Genomic DNA, 21,302 nt, shown 5'->3' with positions numbered 1-21,302 from the left:
GGTTGCCCGCTATTTCGGTGGCTGCCGGTTTGGGCGCCACCGTCTTCTCTACGGCGTCAGTTCCCGCACCGGGGCGCCGTCCAGCCACGCAGTGACGTCCTCGAATGCGCCGCCGAAAAAGGCCCGGTAACTTTCCTGTGTGACGTAGCCCAGATGGGGCGTCAGGAGTGTCCGGGGCGCGGTCAGCAGCTGATGCCCCGCCGGAAGGGGTTCCTGGTCGAACACGTCGATCGCGGCGCCACGGATCCAACCCTCTTCGAGGGCGGTAACCAGAGCCTGCTGGTCCACCAGCGGGCCGCGGGCGGTGTTGACCAGGACACCGTCGGGCCCGAGGAGCTGCAGTTCCCGTTCTCCAACTGTTCCCTCCGAACGCGGCGACAAGCGCAGGTGCACGGACACGACGTCGGACTCTGTGAAGAGTTCTTCCTTGCTGACTCTGCGGGCACCGGCCGCCAGGGCGGTTTCCTCGGTGAGGTTCTGGCTCCAGGCCAGCACGTCCATCCCGAAGGCGCGGCCGTAGGCGGCGATTCGCTTCCCGATCTTCCCCAGCCCGACGATTCCCAGGGTCTTCCCGGACAGCTCGAACCCGAGGCCTGTCTGCCAGTGGCCGGAGCGCAAGGAGGCCTCTTCCGCGGTCAGGTTCCGGGCAAAAGCCAGCAGCAGTGCCCACGTCAGTTCCGGCGCGGCTGTGGGGGAGCCGCCGGTTCCGCACACCACGACGCCGTGGTCGGCTGCCGCCTGCAGATCGATGGCCGCATTGGCGGCGCCGGTGGTCACGAGCAGTTTCAGCTGCGGCAGCTGCCCGATGACGCTGCGGGGAAACGGCGTCCGCTCCCGCATGGCGATGACGATGTCAAAGTCCGCGAGGGCCGCCGCGGTTTCGGCCTCCGAGCCAAAATGCGCGCCGAACACCGTGACGGCGACGCCACGCTGCGCCAGGGAACTCCATGGGGCGAAGTCCTCGGCGACTCCCTGATAGTCGTCCAGAATGGCTAGCCGGTACTGGTTCATGGCTTTACGGTATCGGACGGTTGCGCAGGTCAGCGGTGGTCAGCGCCCGTGGGCCTGGCCGGCCTTGCGGGGAATCCGGGTGTGGCCCGTGCCGGCGATGTTCCTCCGGGCGCGCCGGAAGACCGTCACGCCGTCGCCTTGCAGAAACAGCGCGCGCCCGCGGCCGCCGTCCTGGATGAGCCAGATGATGCTGCCGTCCAAGGCCCGCATGTCGACGCAGCCAGCGGCGACCGTGCGCCCGTTGCGGCGGATCTCCACCTCCTCAGCCGGGGAGAGCGTGGCCCAGTTGGCTACGGGTTCACGGGCCGGAAATGGTGAACGGGCGTGGGTTTTGGAGGCGTAAACGGTCATGGGTGGTCCTTTCGAAATGCCATGGGCCGGTGTCCGGATCCCGACGGATCCGGACACCGGCCCATGGCATTAATTAGTGGCAGGAGCCGTTTAGTGGCGGTACTCGCTCAGGCTCAGGCTCAGGCTCCGGCCTTGACGGCCAGCACCGGGCAGGATGCCTCCAGCAGGATCTGCTGCGCAGCACTGCCCATGATCAGCTTGCCCACCGGAGTGCGGCGCCGGAGGCCGATCACAATGAGTTCGGCCCGGTACTTCTCCGCCGCCTCCAGCACCTCGTTGGCCGCGTCGTTGCCGCGCACCGGCTGCAGGACCAAATGCTCAATCCCTTCCCGGTCCAGCCTTTCCGTCAATGCGGAGATGTCCTCAGCCTGGGCGTAGCGCTTGTCAACGATGGCGTCTCCCCGGGAGGAGTTGATGATGACCAGCCGGCTCTGGCTTTTCTGCGCCTCGGTGATGGCCCGGTCCAGGGCCGCGCTGCCCTCGGCCGTGGGGATATAGCCGACAATGATGCTCACGATTTCTCCTGTCCGTGGTTGGCATGGGTGGCGTCCGAGCGGCGGCGGCCTGCATCAGGCCCCCGATCGGCGGGTGCCGCAGCAGCGGATCCCTCAGCAGCGGATCCCTCAGCAGGCGCCTCGACTGGGGGTGCGGCAGCGGGTCCGGCGGCGGGTCCGTCAACAGCAGGTCCGCCGGCCATGACGAGCCCGCCCGTCCGGGGACGCCGGGCGCGCCAGAGACGTGCAGCCAGAGGCCAGAGGAGTACCAGTGCCACGATGATATAGACCACGACGGCGATCGGCTCGCTCCAGAGGCCCGACACGTCGCCGGCGCTTAGCTGCAGCGCCTGGCGGAGCTGCTTTTCGAGGCGGGGTCCCAGGATCACGCCGAGAATGAGCGGCAGGACAGGCAGCCCGTAGCGGCGCATCATGAAGCCGAGGGCGCCCAGGACCAGCAGAAGCATCAGGTCGAACGCCTGCAGGTTCACCGAGTAGGCGCCCAGCGTGGCGAAGAAGAGGATGCCGGCGTACAGGTAGGGGCGCGGCAGCCGGAGCAGCTTCGCCCAGACCGGGGCCAGGGGAAGGTTGACCAGCAGGAGCAGGAAGTTGCCGATGAACAGGCTGGCGATCAGTGCCCACACCAGCGGACCCTCGTTCTGGAACAGCAGCGGCCCCGGCTGGATGCCGAACTGGGTGAACGCGGCCAGCATGACGGCGGCGGTGGCGTTGGTCGGCAGACCGAGTGCCAGCATCGGGGTCAAGGTGCCGGCTGCGGCCGCGTTGTTGGCGGCCTCCGGCCCGGCGACGCCTTCGATGGCGCCCTTGCCGAACTCCTCGGGGTGCTTGGAGAGCCGCTTCTCGGTCACGTAGGAGAGGAAGGTGGGGATCTCCGCGCCGCCGGCGGGCAATGCGCCGAAAGGGAAACCGAAGGCCGTGCCGCGCAGCCACGGCTTCCAGGACCGCTTCCAGTCCTCCTTGCCCATCCACGGCCTGCCGACCGGGATGATCTGCAGCGGGGTGCGGCGCAGGTGCGCCGCCACCCACAAGGCTTCACCGACGGCGAAAATCGCCACGGCGATCACGACGACGTCCAGGCCGTCGGAGAGCAGCGGCAGGCCGAAGGTGAGCCGGGCCTGGCCCGAGACGAAGTCGAGGCCGACAAGACCGATTGCCAGACCGAGTCCAAGGGACGCGAAGCCGCGCAGCTTGGACGAGCCCAGGACGGCGGTGACGGCGAGCAGGGCCAGCACCATGATGGCGAAGTAGCTTGGGGCGCCGAGGCTCACGGCGAACTGCACGACGATCGGCGCGAAGACCACAAGGAGCGAGGTGCCGATGGCGCCGGCGACGAACGAGCCGATGGCCGCCGTCGCCAATGCCTGGGCCGCCTTGCCGGCCTTTGCCATCAGGTTGCCCTCGATGGCGGTGATCACCGAGGACGATTCGCCGGGGGTGTTAAGCAGGATCGAGGTGGTGGAACCGCCGAACATGCCGCCGTAGTAGATGCCGGCAAACATGATGAACGCACTGGTCGGTTCAAGGACAGTGGCCACCGGCAGCAGCAGCGCCACGGTCATGGCCGGGCCGATGCCGGGCAGGACGCCGACGGCGGTGCCCAGGATGACGCCGATCAGGGCGTACAGGAGGTTCATGGGGGTAAGCGCGGTCGCGAACCCGTCCATGAGTGAGGACAGGACGTCCATCTAGAGAATCCCTTCAAGGAGCCCGGCGGGAAGGGCAATGCCCAGGCCGAGGTAGAAGCCGTAGAAGGTCAGGAGCGCCAGAGCCAGGGAGATCAGTCCGTCGCGGACATAGTGGCGGCTTCCGAGCGCCCAAACGCTGCCCCAGAAGAGCACCGTTCCGGAGATGACCCAGCCGGCCCAGTCGATCAGCAGGATGTTGGCGATGAAGGCGCCGGCCAAAGGCAGCACGGTCTTCCAGTCGCTCGGGTGGGTCAGGTCGACGTCCTCGCCGGCCTCGGCCTCACCGCGTCCGCCCCGGAGAACGTTCACTGCCAGCAGCACGGCGCAGATGAGCAGGAGTCCTCCCACGATCATCGGCAGGGCCTTGGGGCCCACCGGATCCGACTGGGAGTACGGCACAACCAGGTGCGCTGCGTCAATGAGGACCAGGGCGCCGACCGCCCCGAGCAGGGCTGCGACGCCCAGCTCGGAGCGGCCTTTGAGGCGGGAGGCCGAGGAGGTCACGCCAGGCCGAGCTTCGTCAGGACGTCGGCAACGCGCTTGTCCTGGTCGGTGAGGAAGGACTTGAATTCGTCACCCGTGACAAAGGCGTCGGTCCAGCCGCGCGTCTTCAGCGTTTCCTTCCAGGATGCTGACTCATGCATCTTCTCCAGCGTTGCGATCAGGGCGTCGCGGTCGGCGTCGCTGATGCCGGGAGGGGCCACGATGCCGCGCCAGTTGGTGAAGACCAGGTCGATCTTGGATTCCTTGAGCGTGGGGGCGTCCACTCCCTCAAGCCGGTTCTCGCCGCTGGTTGCCAGGACCCGGATGTCGCCGGCCTTGATCTGCTGGATGTATTCACCGGCGCCGGAAGCCGCGAAGCCCAGCTTGTTGCCGATGATTGCCGGAAGCAGGTCGCCGCCGCCGTCGTAGGAAACGAAGTTGACCTTCTTTGCGTCGATGCCCACGGCACCGGCGAGCTGCATCGGCAGGAGGTGGTCCGGGCCGCCGGCAGAGGAACCGCCGCCGACGCTGACCTTGGACGGGTCCTTCTTCCACGCCGTCACAAGATCGTCGATGGTCTTGTACGGCGAGTCCTTGGACACCATGATGGCGCCGGGCTCTTCGATGAGCCGGGCCAGCGGGGTGGTGTCGGTCAGCTTCGACTGGGACTTGTTGGTGTAGCTGGCGCCGACGACGCCAAGGCCCATGAGCATGGCGAGGTCGCCGTTGCCCTTTTCGTTGACGATGCGGGCCAGGCCAACGGTGCCGCCGGCGCCGGCCAGGTTGAAGACCTCGGGGTTGGTGGCAAGCTTCTCGTCCTCGAGAACCTTCGCCGCGGCGCGGGCCGTGGTGTCGTAGCCGCCGCCGGGCGTGTTGGGCACCATGATGCGAAGCCCGGCAAGGGGTGCGGTGCTTGCTCCGCTCGTGGAGGGGCCGGCGGCAGTCTTGCCGGTAGCTCCGCAGCCGGACGCCATCAGGGCGATGCCTGCGGCTACTGCGGCCACGCGCAGTGCGCTCATTCCGCGCATGTTGTTCCTCTTCTCGTTTTGATCCGTTTGATCGGGTGCTTCCGATGCTAGGCCCGAACGTGACGGGGCTCACGCTTGTGTAAGCAGAGAAAGTTAAGTTCATTTCGTTCACGTTTCCGGTTCCCAACGAAGCTGCCCGCCGGGGCGTCCCGTGCAGGGTTCAGGCGCTGCGGACTCCGCGGAACAAGCGCGCAAAGTCCGGTAGCGTGTCCCGTATAGTTCACCCCCACCCGCGGACCCACAGGAAGAACAGCAGCACATGACTCGACGGCGAGGAATGTCCCTTGCGGGGCAGTATCTTCGGCTGCAGCTCCTGATTGTGCTGGCCGTGCTGGTGGCCGTGGTGGCGATTTCGCTGGCCCAGTCGGCGGCAGCTTTTGAACGGGTCGAAGGCCGGCGCGCGCTCTCTGCTGCGGAGACGCTGGCTGCTACCCCCGCGGTGCGAAGCCTCCTGCCGGATGCCCAGCCGCAAAGCGGATCGGTGCTTCCCTCGGTGTCCGAGGCGGTGCGCACGATTTCGGGGTCCTCCCAGGTTGCGCTGGCCCGGTCCGACCGGACGATGGTGACGTCGTCGGATCCGTCCCTGGTGGGCGACCAGCTGGAGCTCGGTGACAGTGCGGTGATGTCCGGGCGGGCATGGACCGGGGTGGTCGGAACCGGGGCAGAGGAGGCCGTCGTGGCTCATGTGCCGGTGCTGGACGACGCCGGGAAGATGGTAGGCATTGCCGTGGTTGGCAGGAGTTACCCTTCCGTGCTGGAGCGGCTGGGCGATGCGGTCCCGAACCTGCTGACGTATCTGGGTGTGGCGAGTGTCCTCGGCGTGGCCGGTTCGCTGCTGCTGGCCCGCCGCGTCAAACGCCAGACGCTGGGCATGGAACCGGACGAGATCACCGGCCTCGTGGAGAACCGGGAAGCGATGCTGCACGGGCTCAAGGAAGGCGTGGTGGCACTGGACCCCCAGCAGCGGATCACGGTGGTCAACGACAGTGCGCGGAGCCTGCTCGGCCTGCCGCACGACTGCGTCGGGAAGAACCTGGCCGCTCTCGAGGTGCCGGCTGCGCTGCGCGAGGTGCTTACCGAGGACCAGCCGGGACCGGACCGGCTGGTTTTGGTGGGGGAGAAGCTGGTGGTGCTGAACCGGATGCCGATGCGCTCGCACGGACGGGTGATCGGCTCGGTCACCACCCTGCGCGACCGGACGGAGCTGGCGTCCCTGGAGCGTGAGCTGGGCACGACGCGGACGGCCACCGACACCCTCCGGGCGCAGGCACACGAGTTTGCCAACCAGCTGCACACGATTTCGGGCCTGATCCAGATCGGCGAGTATGACGCCGTCGTCCAGTTCGTCAACGGCACGACCTCGAACCGGACCCGCCTGAACGACGACGTGACCAGCAGGATCGAAGACCCCGCCCTCGCCGCGCTGCTCATTGCCAAGTCCAGCCTCGCCGCCGAGCGCGGGGTGTCCCTTCAGCTCGCGGAGGAATCCCGGCTGGGCAAGGTGGATGAGGAACTGTCCCGTGACCTGACCACCGTGGTGGGCAACCTGGTGGACAATGCGCTCGATGCCGTCACCAACACCTCCGAAGCGAAGGTCGAGGTGCTCATCGGAGAGGCCGACGGCGGCGTGCGGGTTGACGTGCGGGACTCGGGACCGGGGGTCCCGGTGGAGGTCATGGACGACATTTTCCGGCAGGGTTTTAGTACCAAAAATTCGCCCGACGGCGGCCGCGGCTATGGCCTGGCGCTCGCCAGGGTGGTCTGCCAGCGGCGCGGCGGACGGCTCACCGTTCGGAACGACGGCGGCGCCGTCTTTACCGCCCTGCTGACGCGTAAGGGAGAGCAGCTTTGATCAAGGTACTTATCGTCGACGACGACTTCATGGTGGCCAAAGTGCACGCCGGCTTCATCCAGCGCACGCCGGGGTTCGCCGTCGTCGGGGTGGCGCACACGGGCGCGCAGGCGGTGCTGGAGACTCAGCGGCTGCAGCCGGACCTGGTGCTGCTGGACATCCACCTGCCCGATGTCAACGGCCTGGACCTGATGCACCAGCTGCGGGATGTGGCGCCCGAGCTGGACGTGCTGGTGATCAGTGCTGCGCGCGAGGTGGAGACCGTGCGGAAGGCGCTTCGTGGCGGGATCGTGCACTACCTGATCAAGCCGTTTTCCCAGACCGACCTGCAGGAGCGGCTGGAGCACTACCGCAACACCTACCAGAGCCTCGACTCGTCCAAGGATGTGGCGGAACAGTCGGACGTCAACCGCGTGTTTGGGCTGGAACGCGCGGACCGTCCCCTGCCGAAAGGCTGCAGCGCCGAGACGCTCCAGGTGGTGGAGAAGGCGCTGCGCTCCGGTGGCGGCGACGTGTCGGCCGCGGAACTGGCCGTGCAGGTGGGGACGTCGCGCGTCAGCGCGCGGCGCTATCTGGAGTACCTCAACGACGAGGGGCTGGTGGACGTCACACTCAAGTACGGCGTCGGGCGCCCCGAACGGCGATATGCGTGGAAGGCGGGGTGAGCGGTGCGCTGCTTAGGGCCGCGCTTCTTAGGGCCGCGACCTGACGGCTTCGATGCCCTGTAGCGCGCTGACGGTGACGGCGTCAATGTCCGCCGTGCCGTCAACGCTGACCAGCAGGGCGCGCCGGCCGTAGCGTTCGATGACCGGCTCCGTTTCCTGCCGGTACAGCTCCAGCCGGTGGCGGATAACCTCCTCGGTGTCATCGCTTCGCCCCTCGGCGTCGGAGCGGAGCAGCAACCGCCGGACGATCTCGTCGTCGTGGGCGGTAATTTCCACCACGGCATCGAGGCTGGTCCCGGCGGCGTCCAGGATGCCGTCGAGGTCATCCATCTGGCTCACGGTGCGCGGATAGCCATCCAGCAGGAAGCCGTTCCTCGCGTCCCGTTCCTGCAGCCGCTCCCGCAGCATGGCAGTGGTGAGGTTGTCCGGAACAAGGTTGCCGGCGTCGAGGAATTCCTTGATTTCCCGGCCCAAGGGCGATCCGTTGGCCAGATGGCTGCGGAACATGTCCCCGGTGGAGATCTCCGGGATGTGCAGCTGCCCGCTGAGCCGGTGGGCCTGGGTGCCTTTGCCGGAGCCGGGCGGGCCGATGAGCAGGATGCGGGTCATGCTTTTGGTCCGATCTGCCGAGAAAGCACGCTAGGGCCCATTCTTCCCCCGGCCCCGTCCGCCTGCAATGGGTGGCGGGTTCACAACGGCGGCGGCCGCTCCTAGGCTGGGACCCACCACCCACAGCCACCACCCACCGGCCAAGGAGCTTCCATGACAACGCCGAGACCATCATGACCACGCTGCCGGACCGGCCCAACACTGCCCTGGTGGTGCTTGACATGCAGCAGGGGGTCGTGGCCGAAGCGCACCAGCGGGACGCGGTGGTGTCCAACATCGCCGCGCTCGTGGACAGGGCCCGCGAAGCCGGGGCGCCGGTCGTCTGGGTCCAGCACTCCGACGACCGGCTGGAGAAGGGGAGCGGGCCCTGGGAGTACGTGCCCGAGCTGAGGCGCCGCGAACAGGAACCGGTGGTGCACAAGTCCTTCAGCGACGCCTTCGACGACACCGATCTGGAGCAGGTGCTGGCCGCCGCGGCGGTGGGCCGCCTGTTGGTCGCTGGAGCGCAGACAGACGAATGCATCAGGTCCACCATCCACGGAGCGTTCGTCCGCGGTTACGACGTGACGCTGGTCAGCGACGCCCACACCACGGAGGACCTGACCGAATGGGGTGCCCCTCCGCCGGAGCAGGTCATAGCCCACACGAATCTCTACTGGAATACCATGGCGGGCCCGGCCGGACGGCTGCGGTGGCAGAGACAAAGGACGTCACGTTCAGCGGCTGAACCCGGCTGGCTGAACCGGACTGATCCGGTCACATGCGGGCCGCCCGCTGCTCCAGGAGTTCCCGCGTGCGCTGGTTCCTGGCCAGTCCGGCCGCTGCCATGAACTCGGACCGTGCTTCCCCTGTCCGTCCGAGCCGGACCAGAAGTTCCCCGCGCACGCTGGGCAGCAGGTGCGTTCCGCGCAGGGCCCCTCCGGAGGCGAGGCCGTCCACGATGGCCAGCGCGGCCGCCGGCCCGGTGGCCATGGACACCGCCACGGCCCGGTTCAGTTCCACCACGGGGCTGGGAGCGATCCGGCCCAGCGCCTCGTACAGCAGCACGATGCGCTGCCAGTCAGTGTCGTCGACGCTGGGCGCCGTCGAGTGGCATTCGGCGATCGCGGCCTGCAGCGCGTAGTTGCCGCGGCCCCGGCCCAGCCCGTCGCAGCGGCGCAGGGCGGCGCGGCCCCGGCCGATCTGCGCCCGGTCCCAGCGGGTCCGGTCCTGGTCCGCCAGCAGGACCGGAGACCCGTCGGGAGTGGTGCGGGCGGGGAAGCGGGACGCCTGGAACTCCATCAGGGCCACCAGCCCGTGGGACTCGGGTTCGCCGGGGACCAGCCCGGCCAGGATGCGCCCGATCCGCAGGGCCTCGTGGGCCAGGTCGGGCCTGATCCATGCATCTCCCGTGGTGGCGGCGTACCCTTCCGTGAACATCAGATAGACGACGCCGAGGACTGCTCCCAGCCGGGCGCCCCACTCGTTGGGCTCGGGAACCTCGAACGGCACCCGGGCCGCCGCCAGCGTTCTCTTGGCCCGCACGATGCGCTGCTGCACAGTGGCGACGGGAACGAGGAACAGCCTTGCGATCTCCTCGGAGGTGAGGCCGCCCACCACCCGCAGCGTCAGCGCCATCTGGGCCTCCCGGGAGAGGACCGGGTGGCAGGCGGTGAACACGAGCCTGAGCACGTCGTCCTCCAGCGGAACCCAGGCCACGCCGTCGTCGTCTTCCAGGTCCCGGGCTATGGCCCGGTACCGCTCCTCGAGCCGTTCCGAGCGGCGCCAGGCGTCGATGGCCTTGCGCTTGGCGACGGCGGTGAGCCAGGCGGCAGGGTTGTCCGGTGTCCCGGATTCCGGCCACTGGACCAGGGCTTCGGCCAGGGCGTCCTGGGCCAGATCCTCGGCGAAGCCAACGTCCCGGGTGGCGCGGGCGAGGGCCGCGACGATACCGGCACCTTCGATGCGCCACAGGGCATCAATCCGGCGCCGTACGGCGGCTGCCGCATCGTTTACGGCCTCTCCGCCCACCGCCTGCTCCTGGCTCACGGCTGGTTGAGCTCCTGGCGCCACGCCGCTTCCTTCTTGATGTACTCGTTGTCCGCAAAGTCGGCGAAGTCGTCGGCCTCAGCGATCCGGCGGACCTCAAGCTTCGATCCGGGAGCAAGCGGGCAGCGGCTGGCCCACTCCTTGGCCTCCTCTTTGGAGGCCACCTGGACAATCCAAAAGCCGTTGAACAGCTCATGCGTTTCGCCGTAGGGGCCGTCCGTCACCACGGGCGGTGCTTCGGAGAAATCGACCACGAAGGCCGATCCCTCGGACAGGTCGGTCAGGCCCTCACCGGCGAGCATGACGCCGGCCTTGATGAGCTGTTCGTTGTAGGCGCCCATCTGGTTGAGGATCTCCTCGAACGGAACCTGCTTCGATGCTTCGACTGCGTCGTCCGTGGCACGCATGATGAACATGTACTTCATGGTTCTCTCCTTGCTTTGACGTGGACGCCGTGTGCGCCCGTCTACTATCCCGTCGAACGGGCATTGCGGAAATCGACAGGTATTGTGGTTTTTTTCGGCGCGGCTTTATTCGGCGCGGGCGGAGTCAGGCAGAGCACATGCAGCCCGTTCACGCTGTCTTAGCCGGTTGTGGGCATGCCCGGCTGGGGAACAAACACCGCATCCGGCTCGAAGAATTCCAGCATTCCGTCAACGTCCCGGGCATTGAAGCGTGCGGCCCAGGCCATGTGTACTGCATGCGGATCCGTTATTCCCACGGTGCCCTCCGGCGGACCTCAATCTGGCCGTCGTTCACCCGGGCTTCGTAGCTTGGCTGGGGAGTGGTTGCCGGCCCACGGACTATGTGGCCGTCCCCGAGCCGGAACGTGCTGCCGTGCCAGGGGCAGGTGACGCAGCCATCAGCGATCGTTCCCTCCTCGAGCGGACCACCCATGTGGCTGCACACGCTGTCCAGAGCCAGGACCCCGGACCCGGAGCGGTACAGCAGGACCGAGACTTTGCCTGCGTCCACCTTCCGGTGCTCCCCGTCGGCGAGCTCTGACTCGGCCATGACGGGCGTCCATTCCCTGGGGCCCGTCCTGCCTGCCGTCTTGTTGACGTTGACCGCGTTGCCGTAGCTGAGGTGGCCGCCGAGGAAGCCGCCAAACATCAGTACCCCGAACCCGGCCAGCCCAAGGGCCTTTCCGATGGTCCGGCTGCCGGAGGCCCGGGCTACGGCCGAGGACGAGAACAGGCAGAGCGCCGATCCGTTGGCGACCGCGTGGACCAGCCCCACCCGTCGTGACTTTCCCTGCGTGTCGGACCAGTCGTTGAGGCCGGCGGCTGCGGTTGGAACGGCTGTTGCTATTCCGACGGCGACCAGGATGTCCGCGGCCGGCTCGGAGGCGGTCCCTCCCACGGTGTCCAGGACAGTTGCCATGGTCCAGGCCCCGATGGGGAAGTCAGTCAACACCGGATGCAGCGGATGGCCCAGCGGCGTGCCGCTGAGGGTGTTGCGGATGAATCGCGGCTGTACCGCCTTTCCGGCGGCCTTGGAGATGGCGGAAGCCACCCCGTCCAGCCGGTCGTAGTGTTCAATGGCATCAACTAGCGCACGCAACGGGTTCACGGCGGACTCCTTGGGCCTGGCAGTCAGGACAGGTGGTGCACCAAAGTGTGCATCCCCGCGGACCCGATGACAAGGTGCCGGCAGGCCAGTCTCCGGTAACGTACTTACACGTGCCGCTGCCATTACTCCGAACATCCCGCGACCCCGCTGCCCCGGTTTCCGAGGGGCTGGTTAGGCCGGTCATGGCGGGCATCGTGACGGCGCTCGTCGGCTTCACCTCGACCTTCGCCGTGGTCCTCTCCGGTCTCCGTGCCGTAGGGGCAAACCCGGAGCAGGCGTCGAGCGGCCTCCTGGCCCTCTGCCTGGCGGTAGGTGCGGGCGTCGTGCTCCTCGCCTGGCGGAGCCGGCTTCCGGTAACCCTCGCCTGGTCAACGCCGGGGGCCGCCCTGCTGGCCGTCGCCGGAATTCCCGACGGCGGGTGGGCCGCCGCCGTCGGCGCCTTTCTGGTGACCGGTGTTCTGATCGCCGTGACGGGGATGGTCCGCCCTTTGGGCAGGCTCATCAGCAGCATCCCCACGCCCCTGGCGCAAGCCATGCTGGCGGGGGTTCTGCTGCCCCTGTGCCTTGCCCCCGTGGAGGCGCTGCAGACCGCTCCGCTGCTGGTTGTTCCGGTGCTGCTCTGCTGGCTGGTGCTGTCACGGTTCGCACCCCGTTGGTCGGTACCCGGCGCGCTGGCCGTGGCGCTCGCCGGCATCGTGGTCCAGCTGGTTGTTGAAGGACGGGCTGTGCCGGCGGACGGCCTGCTGCCGGCGATGGAATGGACCACGCCATCCTGGTCGCTGGGCGCCGTGGCGGGCATCGCCCTACCGCTGTACATCGTCACCATGGCATCCCAGAACGTCCCAGGAGTGGCCGTGCTGGGGTCCTTCGGTTACCGGGCGCCATGGCGTGCCTCCATGCTGGTCACCGGTGCCGGCACGCTGCTGGCTGCGCCGTTCGGCGGCCACGCCATCAACCTCGCCGCGCTCAGCGCCGCTTTGGCCGCCGGGGAGGAAGCAGGCGCTGACCGGGGCCGGCGCTGGGTGGCAGGCGTCGTCTCAGGACTGGCCTACCTCCTCCTGGGAGCCTTCTCCGCCGGGCTCGCCGCGCTGGTGGCTGCGGCTCCGCAGGGGGTGCTGGAAGCCGTCGCCGGGCTCGCCCTGCTGGGCACACTCGCAGGCTCAGCCGCCTCGGCGCTGGCAGAGCCGGGCGAGCGGACGGGCGCCGTCGTAACCTTCCTCGTGGCCGCATCGGGGATGAGCTTCATGGGCATCGGGGCAGCCTTCTGGGCCCTGCTGGCAGGGCTCCTGGTCCGGGAGTTCCTCAAGGACCGGAACGCGCCGCCGGGCAAAGCCGCGCGTTAGTTGCCAGCGGCCCGCGCTGTTCTGTGGTCGGCGGCCGGGTAGACGCCAAGGATCCACACCTCGGTGGTGAAGAAGTCCAGCTCCTCCAGGGCAAGCTTCAGTGGCAAGTCCTCGGGGTGGCCCTCGACATCCGCCATGAACATGGTTGCGGCGAACTCGTTGCCCACCATGTAGCTTTCAAGCCGCGTCATGTTCACGCCGTTCGTGGCGAAGCCACCCAGTGCCTTGTAGAGGGCGGAGGGGACGTTCCGTACACGGAACACGAAGCTGGTGACTGCCGGGCCGGGCAGTGCCTCCCGGGTGGGCAGTTCGGTTTCCCTGGCCAAAACCACAAAGCGGGTGGTGTTGGAGGGATCATCCTCGACCGCCGAGGCCAGGACCTCAAGGCCGTACAGTTCGGCAGCGAGCGGCGGCGCGAGGGACAGCTTGGTGGGGTCGTTCCACTCGCGAACCTCGCGTGCCGACCCGGCAGTATCGCCGGCGATCACGGGTTTCAGCCCGGCCTCGCGGATGAGCTTCCGGCACTGGCCCAGGGCATGGATGTGGCTGTGGACCTCGGTGGCACCCGCGATGGTGCTGCCCGGAATTCCGAGGAGATCGAAGTGGATGGGCAGGAAGAACTCTCCCACGATCTGCAGGCCCGAGTGAGGCAGCAGCAGGTGGATGTCCGCTACCCGGCCGGCGATGGAGTTCTCGATCGGGATCATGGCCAGATCCGTCTCGCCGCTGGACACCAGCTCGAAGGCGTCCTCGAAGCTGGCGCAGGGAATGCTCTCCAAGCCGGGGTACATCTGCTTGCAGGCTATGTCTGAGTTGGCGCCGGGCTCACCCTGGAACGCAATTTTCTGGGCCATGTTCCGTATGATGTCACGCCCGGCGCCGACTCATCCAAACGGCGCCGCTTCACCTCTTCGCGTAGTCAGAGAATCCCTGCCAGTCGATCACCACGCAGGCTTCATCGCCAACGGTCCAGGCATCATGTCCGGGAGGGATGACGGCGAAATCACCCGGCCCGTACTCCATCTCCTCGCCGTCATCCATGACGACTTTCATCCGGCCGGAGACGAAGTAACCTTTGTGGGCAGCCTGGCAGCTGTCCGTTTGCGCTATCGGCTTCACGTGCTCCGACCACTTCCAGCCTGGCTCGAAGGTGGCCCGGCCCACGCCGCCGCCCTCCATGTGGACCAGCTGGAGCTGGCCCTTGCCGTCCTCAAACGGCCGGGTCTCCTCGGGGGAGTCGAAACTCTTGCGGATCAGACCTGGCATCTTTACCTCCTGTTGTGGATATTCCTTCTCCTGGGATGAAAGCCTGGGAACGCAGTTGCTGCTGCTTGTTATGCCACGTTGTAGGCCCGCCCGGTCGGCATGTCAAGGACTCGACGCATCGGACCAGGTGCGGGCCAGGCGCTCGATGTCAGCTCCACCGGCTGGTTAAGGTGCGCCTTGGTCAAGCAGCCGGCGGAGGGTCCGCAGTGCTGCGAGTGCGTGGCGGCTGACGAGGGCGGGGGACATGCCGAACTGCGTTGCCACCTCGGCGACCGTGAGCCGCCCGTAATGCAGGGCGAGCAGGACGTTCCGCTGCTCCATGTCGAGCATCATCAGGGCCTCGCTGACGCGGGAGCCGGCGGCCTCGCTTGGGGCATTGATCATGGAGACAGGCTGGCGCCATGGCCTTCGAGATTCCTGATGGGGCACACCCCAAAATGGGCACCCCGCCGTCCGCTGCAACCCCCACCGGGCGGCGCCTACTGTGCGCTACTGGGCGGCGCCTACTGTGCGCTACTGGGCGGCGCCTACTGTGCGGTTGCGCCTACTGGGCGGCGTCGAACCCCGCGAGCAGCCGCCGCGAGGCGGTCTGCATGTGGGAGCGCATGGTCGCCGTGACGGCGGCGGGATCATGGGCTTCGAGCGCGGTGAAGATTTCGCGGTGTTCTTTGAGGGCTGCGGCGGCGTGGCCTTCGTCGGTCAGGGCGCGGTCAACCCAGATGCGAAGCAGCGACCGGATGCTTTGCAGCAGTTCACGGAGCACCTGGTTGCCCGAGCTGAGTGCGATCTCGCGGTGGAAGGCGGCGTCTGCCTCGACGAAGGCGGCCAGGTCTTCGAGGTTGTCTTCCATGGTCTGCAGGTTGGCGCGCATGCGGTCCAGCGCTGCATCGTCGATGCGTTCGGCGGCCAGCTGCGCTGCCTGCACCTCGAGCCCGCTTCTGAGCTCCACTAGCTCGCGGGTGCGGGGAGCGCCGAGCATGAGGCCCCAGCTCAGGGTGCGGGGCAGCAGTTCCGAGATGCCGTCCCGCAGGTACGTTCCCGATCCGGGCCTGACGATCACGATGCCCAGGATCTCCAGGGCCGCCAATGCTTCGCGGACTGCTGACCGGCCGACGCCGAGGGAGGCGGCAAGCGTCCGCTCGGCCGGGAGCCTGGTTCCGACTGCTATGTCTCCGCTGGTGAAGTAGGCCAGCAGGCGTTCCGCAACCTCGGATACCACCGACCCCTGTTCCATGGGGCCGAGGGCGGCGCTGATTTTGGCCGTAGCGGCTGCGGAGTTTTCGGACATCTTCAAAGGGTAGCAACCGGCTGACCAATTTCCGGGGAAAACAGCAGGAAGGCGAGAATACGTCAACCGGTTGACCAATTTGGCCTTCCGGTCGTATGGTTGATCTCACAACGCGTAGCCAATGCCGGTCCCCTTCCGGCGGACGGCATTGAGACAGCCCCCAAGCATCCAGAGCAGGACGCGGCCGGGGATACCAATATCTAGGAGTCAATGTGGACACCACACAATCGGTGGTCGAAAGATCTGCAATCAGGAAAGTGGCAGTCCGGCTGGTGCCGTTCGTCGCTTTGATGTTCTTCATCAACTACCTGGACCGCACGGCCATCTCCTTTGCCGGCCCCAACGGCATGAACACGGACCTGGCCCTCGGCGCGGCGCAGTTCGGTTTCGCGTCCGGCGTCTTCTTCATCGGCTATATCCTGCTCGAGGTCCCCAGCAACCTGGCCCTGCACAAGTTCGGCGCCCGGCGCTGGCTGGCCCGCATCATGGTCAGCTGGGGCATCGTCTCGCTCCTGTTCACCTGGGTGGGCAACGTTGAGCAGCTCTACATCCTGCGCTTCATCCTGGGTGTGGCCGAGGCCGGCTTCTTCCCGGGCGCCATCCTCTTCCTGAGCCTCTGGGTTCCGGCCCGGCACCGCAGCAAGATCCTCGCCCTCTTCTACCTGGCCCAGCCGCTGACCACCGTCATCGGTGCCCCGCTGGCTGGCCTCCTCATCCAGCAGCACGGCCTGTTTGGCCTCGCCGGCTGGCGCGTCATGTTCTTCGGTGTTGCGCTCCCCGCGATCATCATCGGCGTCATTGCATGGTTCTACCTGGCAGACTCCCCGGCGAAGGCCAAGTGGCTCACCTCTGAAGAAAAGACCTGGCTTACCGGTGCCCTGGAGAAGGAAAAGAACGAAACGGCCGCCAGCAACAAGCACGTCAGCGTCCGCACCGTCTTCGGCAACGGCCGCGTCTGGATGCTGGCCGCCATCTACTTCGGCTTCATCTACGGCCTCTACGCCCTCGGGTTCTTCCTGCCCACCATCATCGCCGGCTTCGAAGGGCTCTACGGCACCAAGTTCGATGTGCTCCAGAAGGGGCTCATCACCGCGATCCCGTACCTGCCGGCAGCGGTGGCGCTCTACTTCTGGTCCAAGGACGCCACGAAGCGCGGCGTGAAGACCTGGCACATCGCCCTTCCCGCCCTCATCGGCGGCCTGAGCATCCCGCTGGCCCTGTTCGCCGGCTCCCCGGCAGCCACCATCGCCGTCATCACCATCACGGCCATGTCCATCTTCGCGGCACTGCCCAACTTCTGGACGGTTCCCACCCAGTTCCTCACGGGTGCGGCCGCCGCGGCCGGCATCGCCCTGATCAACACCGTGGGCAACCTGGCAGGCTTCAGCGCCGGCTACATCACCGGCTGGCTCAAGGACTGGACCGGCAACTACACCGTTCCGATGTTCGTCGTCGGCGGCTTCATGCTCCTGTCCTGCGTCCTGATGGTGGCCCTGAGCCGCTCCGGCAAGGTCAGCGAGGGCGTTCCCGCCGAGGCGCTGGACCCCGCGGGCGCCGGACACCACTCCGAGCCCTAGGATCCAGCGGCACCAAAAGCCGGTTGCGCCCTCTGCCAAGGAGGGCGCAACCACACCAAACCGATTTTCGCTCCCCAACCGCCCCCTAACCTCGCAAGCTCGGTCAGGGAACCCGGCAGTCGGGGCCCCAAGCTCAATCACCGGCCCACAGCCACTTCAGGAGAAACCGCAATGACCCGCCTGTTCAATGAACCCGCAGCGTTTGCTGATGAGATGATCGAGGGCTTTGTTGCCTCGCACGGCCGGTGGGTGCGGCGTGTTTCCGGTGGCGTGGCCCGCAGCACGAAGAGCACCCCGGACACCGTGGCACTGGTGATCGGCGGCGGCTCCGGGCACTATCCGGCGTTCGCCGGCCTGGTGGGCCAGGGCCTGGCCCACGGCGCTGCGATGGGCAACCTTTTTGCGTCCCCTTCGGCGCAGCAGGTCTACAGTGTGGCCAAGGTCGCCAACAACGGCGCCGGGGTGCTGCTGGGCTACGGCAACTACGCCGGCGACGTCCTGCACTTCACCCAGGCCCAGGAACGCCTGCGCCGTGAGGGCATCGATTGCCGCAGCATCGCCGTCACCGACGACGTTTCCTCCGCGCCGCTGGACGAACGCCAGAAGCGGCGCGGCATCGCGGGGGACCTGACCGTCTTCAAGGTCGCGGCCGCCGCAGCCGAGGCCGGCTACTCCATGGACCGCACCGTCGAAATCGCCGAACGCGCCAACGACCGCACCCGCTCCTTCGGCGTCGCATTCACTGGCTGCACCCTTCCCGGGGCCGAGAACCCGCTGTTCACCGTCCCCGAGGGGCGGATGGCCGTGGGCATGGGCATCCATGGCGAGCCGGGCATCGATGAAACAGGCGTCCCGACGGCGGATGAGCTCGCCGAACTGCTCGTGGGCAAGCTGCTTACCGAGGTTCCGGAGGGCCTGCAGGCCCGGGGGGCACGCGTGGTCCCGATCCTCAACGGCCTGGGCAGCGTCAAGTACGAGGAACTGTTCGTGGTCTACCGCCGCGTCGCCCAGCTCCTGGCCGAGGCGGGACTGGAAGCCGTTGACCCGCAGGTCGGCGAGCTGGTCACCAGCTTCGACATGGCCGGCACCTCGCTGACCCTGTTCTGGCTGGACGAGGAACTCGAAACCCTCTGGAACGCACCCGCGGACGCCCCGGCCTTCCGCCGTGGTGCAGTCACCGCGGCAGCCCTGGACGCCGACGACGCCGATCTCGCCGACCCGGTGGCGGCCATTCCGGACGCCACGGACGAGTCGCGTGCAGCTGCCGTCCGCGTGCTGGCCGCCCTCGGTGCCGCCAAGGACGTCATCGACGCGAACGTCGAGGAACTGGGCCGCATCGACGCGATCGCCGGTGACGGCGACCACGGCATCGGCATGGAGCGCGGTGTCCGGGCAGCGGTCGAGGCCGCAACGGGCGCCGTCGAACGCGGTGCCGGTGCGGCCACGACCCTGCACCTGGCCGCCGACGCCTGGGCCGACCGGGCCGGCGGCACCTCCGGTGCGCTCTGGGGCATGGCCCTGCGGGCCGTCGGGGACGCGGTCGGGGACAGCACCACGCCCGACGCCGGCGCTGTCGCCACCGGGGTCGCCGGCGCCGCGGCCGCGATCATGGGCTTTGGCAAGGCCAAAGTGGGCGACAAGACCCTCGTGGACGTGCTGGTTCCGTTCCGCGACGCCCTGTCCGCCGCCGTCGGCTCCGGGCAGTCCCTCACCGACGCATGGGGCGCGGCAGCCACCGTGGCCCAGCAGGCCGCCGAGGAAACCGCCAACCTGCTGCCCCTCATGGGCAGGGCGCGCCCGCACGCGGAGAAAAGCCTGGGCACCCCGGACGCCGGCGCCGTGTCCATGGCGCTGATCGTCCGCGCCATCCACAACACCTTCGCCGAGGCGAAAGCTGCAGCAACCACCACTAAGGAGAACGCATGAGCGCCAAACTGCGCCTGGTCGTCGGTTCCGACGACGCCGGATTCGAGTACAAGGAAGCCCTGAAGGCGGACCTGGAAGCCAGTGACCTGGTCGAGTCCGTGACCGACGTCGGAGTGGACGCCACCAGCCACACCCCGTACCCGTCCGTGGCCATCGCCGCCGCCGAACTCATCGCCGCCGGGAAGGCAGACCGTGCCCTGCTGGTCTGCGGCACGGGCCTGGGCGTCGCGATCGCCGCGAACAAGGTCCCCGGTATCCGCGCCGTCACCGCGCACGACTCCTTCTCCGTTGAGCGCTCCATCCTGTCCAACAACGCCCAGGTCCTCACCTTCGGCCAGCGCGTCGTCGGCCTGGAACTCGCCCGCCGCCTCGCCAAGGAATGGCTGACCTACACCTTTGACGAGTCCTCGGCCTCCGCCGAGAAAGTCACCCTGATTAAGGACTACGAAGGTGTCACTTCCTGCTAACCCCTCGGCCTCGTCCGAGGCTGCCGCCGGCACAACACAGCCGAAGGCGATCATTGGCGTCAGCCTGAAGATGTATTTCGGCTACGAGCGCACCCTGGACTGGTGCCGGGATGTTGCCGGGATTGCCTCGGCCCACCCGGCCGTCCGCAGCGGCGACATTGAACTGTTCGCCCTGCCTGCCCATCCGGTGCTGCCCGAGTGCGCGCGGATTCTCTCCGCCGCCGGGGCCGCAGCCGGCGCCCAGGATATCTTCTGGGAGGACGAGGGCGCGTTTACCGGCGAGGTCAGCGGCAAGATGGTGGCCGAAACCGGCGGCAAGTACGCGGAGGTGGGCCACGCCGAGCGGCGCCGGATCTTCGGCGAGGACGACGACGTAATCGGGCTGAAAACCGCGGCCGCCTACCGCAACGGCCTCACGCCGGTGCTGTGCGTAGGCGAACCCGCCAGCGGAACCGCGGCGGATGCCATCAAGCACTGCATCCGTGAAATCGACGGCGTCCTGAACCGTGCCGGAAGTCTCGGCAGCACCGGGCGCACCATCGTGGCGTACGAGCCGCAGTGGGCCATCGGTGCGGCCGAACCGGCGTCGCCGGAGTTCATCAGCGAAGTAATCACAGGACTGGACGCCCACCTGCGCAGCCGCCCGGGCCAGGAAGACAGCCGGGTCATTTACGGCGGCAGTGCCGGCCCCGGCCTCATCAGCCAGCTCGGCCCCGCCGTCACCGGACTGTTCCTGGGCCGCTTCGCCCACAACCCGTCCGCGGTGCGGGACATCCTGGATGAGGCCGCAGCGCGGCTCGGGCTCCTGGAGGTGGCAGCATGAACCGGATTGGATCGGGTTCAAAAATTGGCCTCAGCAGCTACGCCTTCTTCTGGCAGCTTTCGGACCGGGTTTCCCGTCCGCTGAGCATCCACGAGGCGCTGGAGCGGACCGCGGCGCTGGGCGTGGACCTGTTCCAGATCTGCGACTACGCGCCGCTGGAAACCATGAGCGAGGAGGAACTGCGGGCCGTGCGGGCCACCGCCGATTCGTTCGGGATCAGCCTCGAGCTGGGCACCAAGGGGATCCGGCCGGAGCACCTGCGGAAGTTCCTGCACATCGCCAAGATCCTCGGGGCGCCGCTGCTGCGGACCATGTTCAACACCCCGGGCCACACCCCGACGGCGGGCGAGGCGGTGGAGATCTTCACCGAGGTCCTGCCCGAGTTCAAGGCGGCCGGGGTGCGGATCGCGGTGGAGACCTATGAGCAGGTCCCCACCTCCCGGATCCTGGAGGTCGTGGAGCGCGTCGGAAGCCTGTACCTGGGCGTGTGCAGCGACCCGGCCAACACCGTGGCGGCCCTGGAGCTGCCGCGTGAAGTGATTGACGCCGTCGCACCCCATGTTTTGAACATGCACATCAAAGACTTTGCGTTCAGCCGCAAGGAGGGGTGGGTCGGGTTCACATACTCCGGCGCACCGCTCGGCGAAGGCCTCCTGGACTACGACTACATGGTCCGGAAGCTCCAGCCCAAAGAAAGAAACATCAACCAGATCGTCGAACACTGGCTGCCGTGGCAGGACTCCGAGGACGAAACCATCCGCCTCGAAAACCAGTGGACCAAGCAAAGCCTCGATTTCCTAAGGAGCAAATGAA

At 67.6% G+C, this 21,302-nt stretch carries 23 protein-coding genes; 9 read left to right on the top strand and 14 right to left on the bottom strand.

Annotated features, from left to right (window positions below; translation table 11 throughout):
* Positions 1–48: 48 nt before the first annotated feature.
* The 6 genes from ABRP34_RS12155 to ABRP34_RS12130 all read right to left on the bottom strand — a co-directional run bounded on the left by ABRP34_RS12155 (position 49) and on the right by ABRP34_RS12130 (position 5,073).
* Positions 49–1,011 carry a D-2-hydroxyacid dehydrogenase family protein gene (locus tag ABRP34_RS12155; RefSeq protein ID WP_353710384.1) on the bottom strand — a complete coding sequence of 321 codons (963 nt, stop codon included), beginning with the start codon at positions 1,009–1,011 and terminating at the stop codon, positions 49–51.
* A 39-nt stretch (positions 1,012–1,050) separates the two neighbouring features.
* Positions 1,051–1,362, bottom strand: coding sequence for a hypothetical protein (locus tag ABRP34_RS12150; protein ID WP_353710383.1), 312 nt, complete (start codon positions 1,360–1,362; stop codon positions 1,051–1,053).
* A gap of 119 nt (positions 1,363–1,481) precedes the next feature.
* Entirely contained in the window at positions 1,482–1,877 is a 396-nt protein-coding gene (locus ABRP34_RS12145; RefSeq protein WP_003803184.1) for a universal stress protein, read from the bottom strand.
* A complete protein-coding gene (locus ABRP34_RS12140; RefSeq protein WP_353710382.1) occupies positions 1,874–3,562 on the bottom strand; it encodes a tripartite tricarboxylate transporter permease in 1,689 nt (562 codons plus the stop codon). Before ABRP34_RS12140 ends, ABRP34_RS12145 begins: the two co-directional genes overlap by 4 nt.
* Entirely contained in the window at positions 3,563–4,066 is a 504-nt protein-coding gene (locus ABRP34_RS12135) for a tripartite tricarboxylate transporter TctB family protein (RefSeq protein ID WP_353710381.1), read from the bottom strand.
* A complete protein-coding gene (locus tag ABRP34_RS12130; protein WP_003803179.1) occupies positions 4,063–5,073 on the bottom strand; it encodes a tripartite tricarboxylate transporter substrate-binding protein in 1,011 nt (336 codons plus the stop codon). The genes ABRP34_RS12135 and ABRP34_RS12130 overlap by 4 nt, the downstream gene beginning before the upstream one ends.
* Positions 5,074–5,350: 277 nt before the next feature.
* Here ABRP34_RS12130 and ABRP34_RS12125 point away from each other — a divergent pair, with 277 nt between their 5' ends.
* Together ABRP34_RS12125 and ABRP34_RS12120 are read left to right on the top strand one after the other, a co-directional pair.
* A complete protein-coding gene (locus tag ABRP34_RS12125; RefSeq protein WP_353713354.1) occupies positions 5,351–6,925 on the top strand; it encodes a sensor histidine kinase in 1,575 nt (524 codons plus the stop codon).
* Positions 6,922–7,590, top strand: coding sequence for a response regulator (locus ABRP34_RS12120; RefSeq protein ID WP_003803177.1), 669 nt, complete (start codon positions 6,922–6,924; stop codon positions 7,588–7,590). The genes ABRP34_RS12125 and ABRP34_RS12120 overlap by 4 nt, the downstream gene beginning before the upstream one ends.
* A gap of 27 nt (positions 7,591–7,617) precedes the next feature.
* Here ABRP34_RS12120 and ABRP34_RS12115 read toward each other — a convergent pair whose 3' ends face one another.
* A complete protein-coding gene (locus tag ABRP34_RS12115) occupies positions 7,618–8,199 on the bottom strand; it encodes an adenylate kinase (RefSeq protein ID WP_353710380.1) in 582 nt (193 codons plus the stop codon).
* 173 nt (positions 8,200–8,372) lie between these two features.
* Between ABRP34_RS12115 and ABRP34_RS12110 the strand changes: the two genes are divergently transcribed.
* Entirely contained in the window at positions 8,373–9,029 is a 657-nt protein-coding gene (locus ABRP34_RS12110) for a cysteine hydrolase family protein (RefSeq protein ID WP_353710379.1), read from the top strand.
* On the opposite strand, the gene ABRP34_RS12105 is transcribed toward ABRP34_RS12110, so the two are convergent.
* From ABRP34_RS12105 to ABRP34_RS12095, 3 genes are all read right to left on the bottom strand, one after another.
* Positions 8,956–10,227 carry an RNA polymerase sigma factor gene (locus tag ABRP34_RS12105; protein ID WP_353710378.1) on the bottom strand — a complete coding sequence of 424 codons (1,272 nt, stop codon included), beginning with the start codon at positions 10,225–10,227 and terminating at the stop codon, positions 8,956–8,958. The genes ABRP34_RS12110 and ABRP34_RS12105 overlap by 74 nt on opposite strands.
* On the bottom strand, positions 10,224–10,652 hold the full coding sequence (locus tag ABRP34_RS12100; protein ID WP_353710377.1) for a YciI family protein: 429 nt from the start codon (positions 10,650–10,652) through the stop codon (positions 10,224–10,226). Before ABRP34_RS12100 ends, ABRP34_RS12105 begins: the two co-directional genes overlap by 4 nt.
* A 286-nt stretch (positions 10,653–10,938) precedes the next feature.
* Entirely contained in the window at positions 10,939–11,799 is an 861-nt protein-coding gene (locus ABRP34_RS12095; RefSeq protein WP_353710376.1) for a Rieske 2Fe-2S domain-containing protein, read from the bottom strand.
* A gap of 182 nt (positions 11,800–11,981) precedes the next feature.
* Between ABRP34_RS12095 and ABRP34_RS12090 the strand changes: the two genes are divergently transcribed.
* Positions 11,982–13,142 (top strand): benzoate/H(+) symporter BenE family transporter, encoded by a 1,161-nt coding sequence (locus ABRP34_RS12090; RefSeq protein WP_353710375.1) that lies wholly within the window; start codon positions 11,982–11,984, stop codon positions 13,140–13,142.
* Here ABRP34_RS12090 and ABRP34_RS12085 read toward each other — a convergent pair.
* The 4 genes from ABRP34_RS12085 to ABRP34_RS12070 all read right to left on the bottom strand — a co-directional run bounded on the left by ABRP34_RS12085 (position 13,139) and on the right by ABRP34_RS12070 (position 15,696).
* Positions 13,139–13,996, bottom strand: a complete 858-nt coding sequence (locus ABRP34_RS12085; RefSeq protein WP_353710374.1) for a prephenate dehydratase — start codon at positions 13,994–13,996, stop codon at positions 13,139–13,141. The two genes, ABRP34_RS12090 and ABRP34_RS12085, sit on opposite strands and share 4 nt — an antisense overlap.
* 49 nt (positions 13,997–14,045) lie before the next feature.
* Positions 14,046–14,408, bottom strand: a complete 363-nt coding sequence (locus ABRP34_RS12080; protein WP_003803160.1) for a cupin domain-containing protein — start codon at positions 14,406–14,408, stop codon at positions 14,046–14,048.
* A 165-nt stretch (positions 14,409–14,573) separates the two neighbouring features.
* Positions 14,574–14,792 (bottom strand): sigma factor-like helix-turn-helix DNA-binding protein, encoded by a 219-nt coding sequence (locus ABRP34_RS12075; protein ID WP_353710373.1) that lies wholly within the window; start codon positions 14,790–14,792, stop codon positions 14,574–14,576.
* A 160-nt stretch (positions 14,793–14,952) separates the two neighbouring features.
* The gene (locus ABRP34_RS12070; RefSeq protein ID WP_003803157.1) at positions 14,953–15,696 is read right to left on the bottom strand and encodes a FadR/GntR family transcriptional regulator; all 744 of its coding nucleotides are present in this window, start codon (positions 15,694–15,696) and stop codon (positions 14,953–14,955) included.
* Between the two features lie 212 nt (positions 15,697–15,908).
* On the opposite strand from ABRP34_RS12070, the gene ABRP34_RS12065 reads away from it, so the two are divergent.
* From ABRP34_RS12065 to ABRP34_RS12045, 5 genes are all read left to right on the top strand, one after another.
* Positions 15,909–17,273: an MFS transporter gene (locus tag ABRP34_RS12065; protein ID WP_003803155.1), complete on the top strand. Its 1,365-nt coding sequence runs from the start codon at positions 15,909–15,911 to the stop codon at positions 17,271–17,273.
* A gap of 171 nt (positions 17,274–17,444) precedes the next feature.
* On the top strand, positions 17,445–19,199 hold the full coding sequence (locus tag ABRP34_RS12060; RefSeq protein ID WP_353710372.1) for a dihydroxyacetone kinase family protein: 1,755 nt from the start codon (positions 17,445–17,447) through the stop codon (positions 19,197–19,199).
* A complete protein-coding gene (locus ABRP34_RS12055; RefSeq protein WP_003803152.1) occupies positions 19,196–19,666 on the top strand; it encodes a ribose-5-phosphate isomerase in 471 nt (156 codons plus the stop codon). The genes ABRP34_RS12060 and ABRP34_RS12055 overlap by 4 nt, the downstream gene beginning before the upstream one ends.
* The gene (locus ABRP34_RS12050) at positions 19,650–20,489 is read left to right on the top strand and encodes a triose-phosphate isomerase family protein (RefSeq protein ID WP_353710371.1); all 840 of its coding nucleotides are present in this window, start codon (positions 19,650–19,652) and stop codon (positions 20,487–20,489) included. The genes ABRP34_RS12055 and ABRP34_RS12050 overlap by 17 nt, the downstream gene beginning before the upstream one ends.
* A complete protein-coding gene (locus tag ABRP34_RS12045; protein WP_353710370.1) occupies positions 20,486–21,301 on the top strand; it encodes a sugar phosphate isomerase/epimerase family protein in 816 nt (271 codons plus the stop codon). Before ABRP34_RS12050 ends, ABRP34_RS12045 begins: the two co-directional genes overlap by 4 nt.
* Position 21,302: the final 1 nt, after the last annotated feature.

The organism is Arthrobacter sp. K5, from assembly GCF_040448525.1.
Lineage (GTDB): Bacteria > Actinomycetota > Actinomycetes > Actinomycetales > Micrococcaceae > Arthrobacter > Arthrobacter globiformis.
Note: the sequence above shows the minus strand (reverse complement) of the source record. Positions and strands in the feature narration are given on the sequence as shown.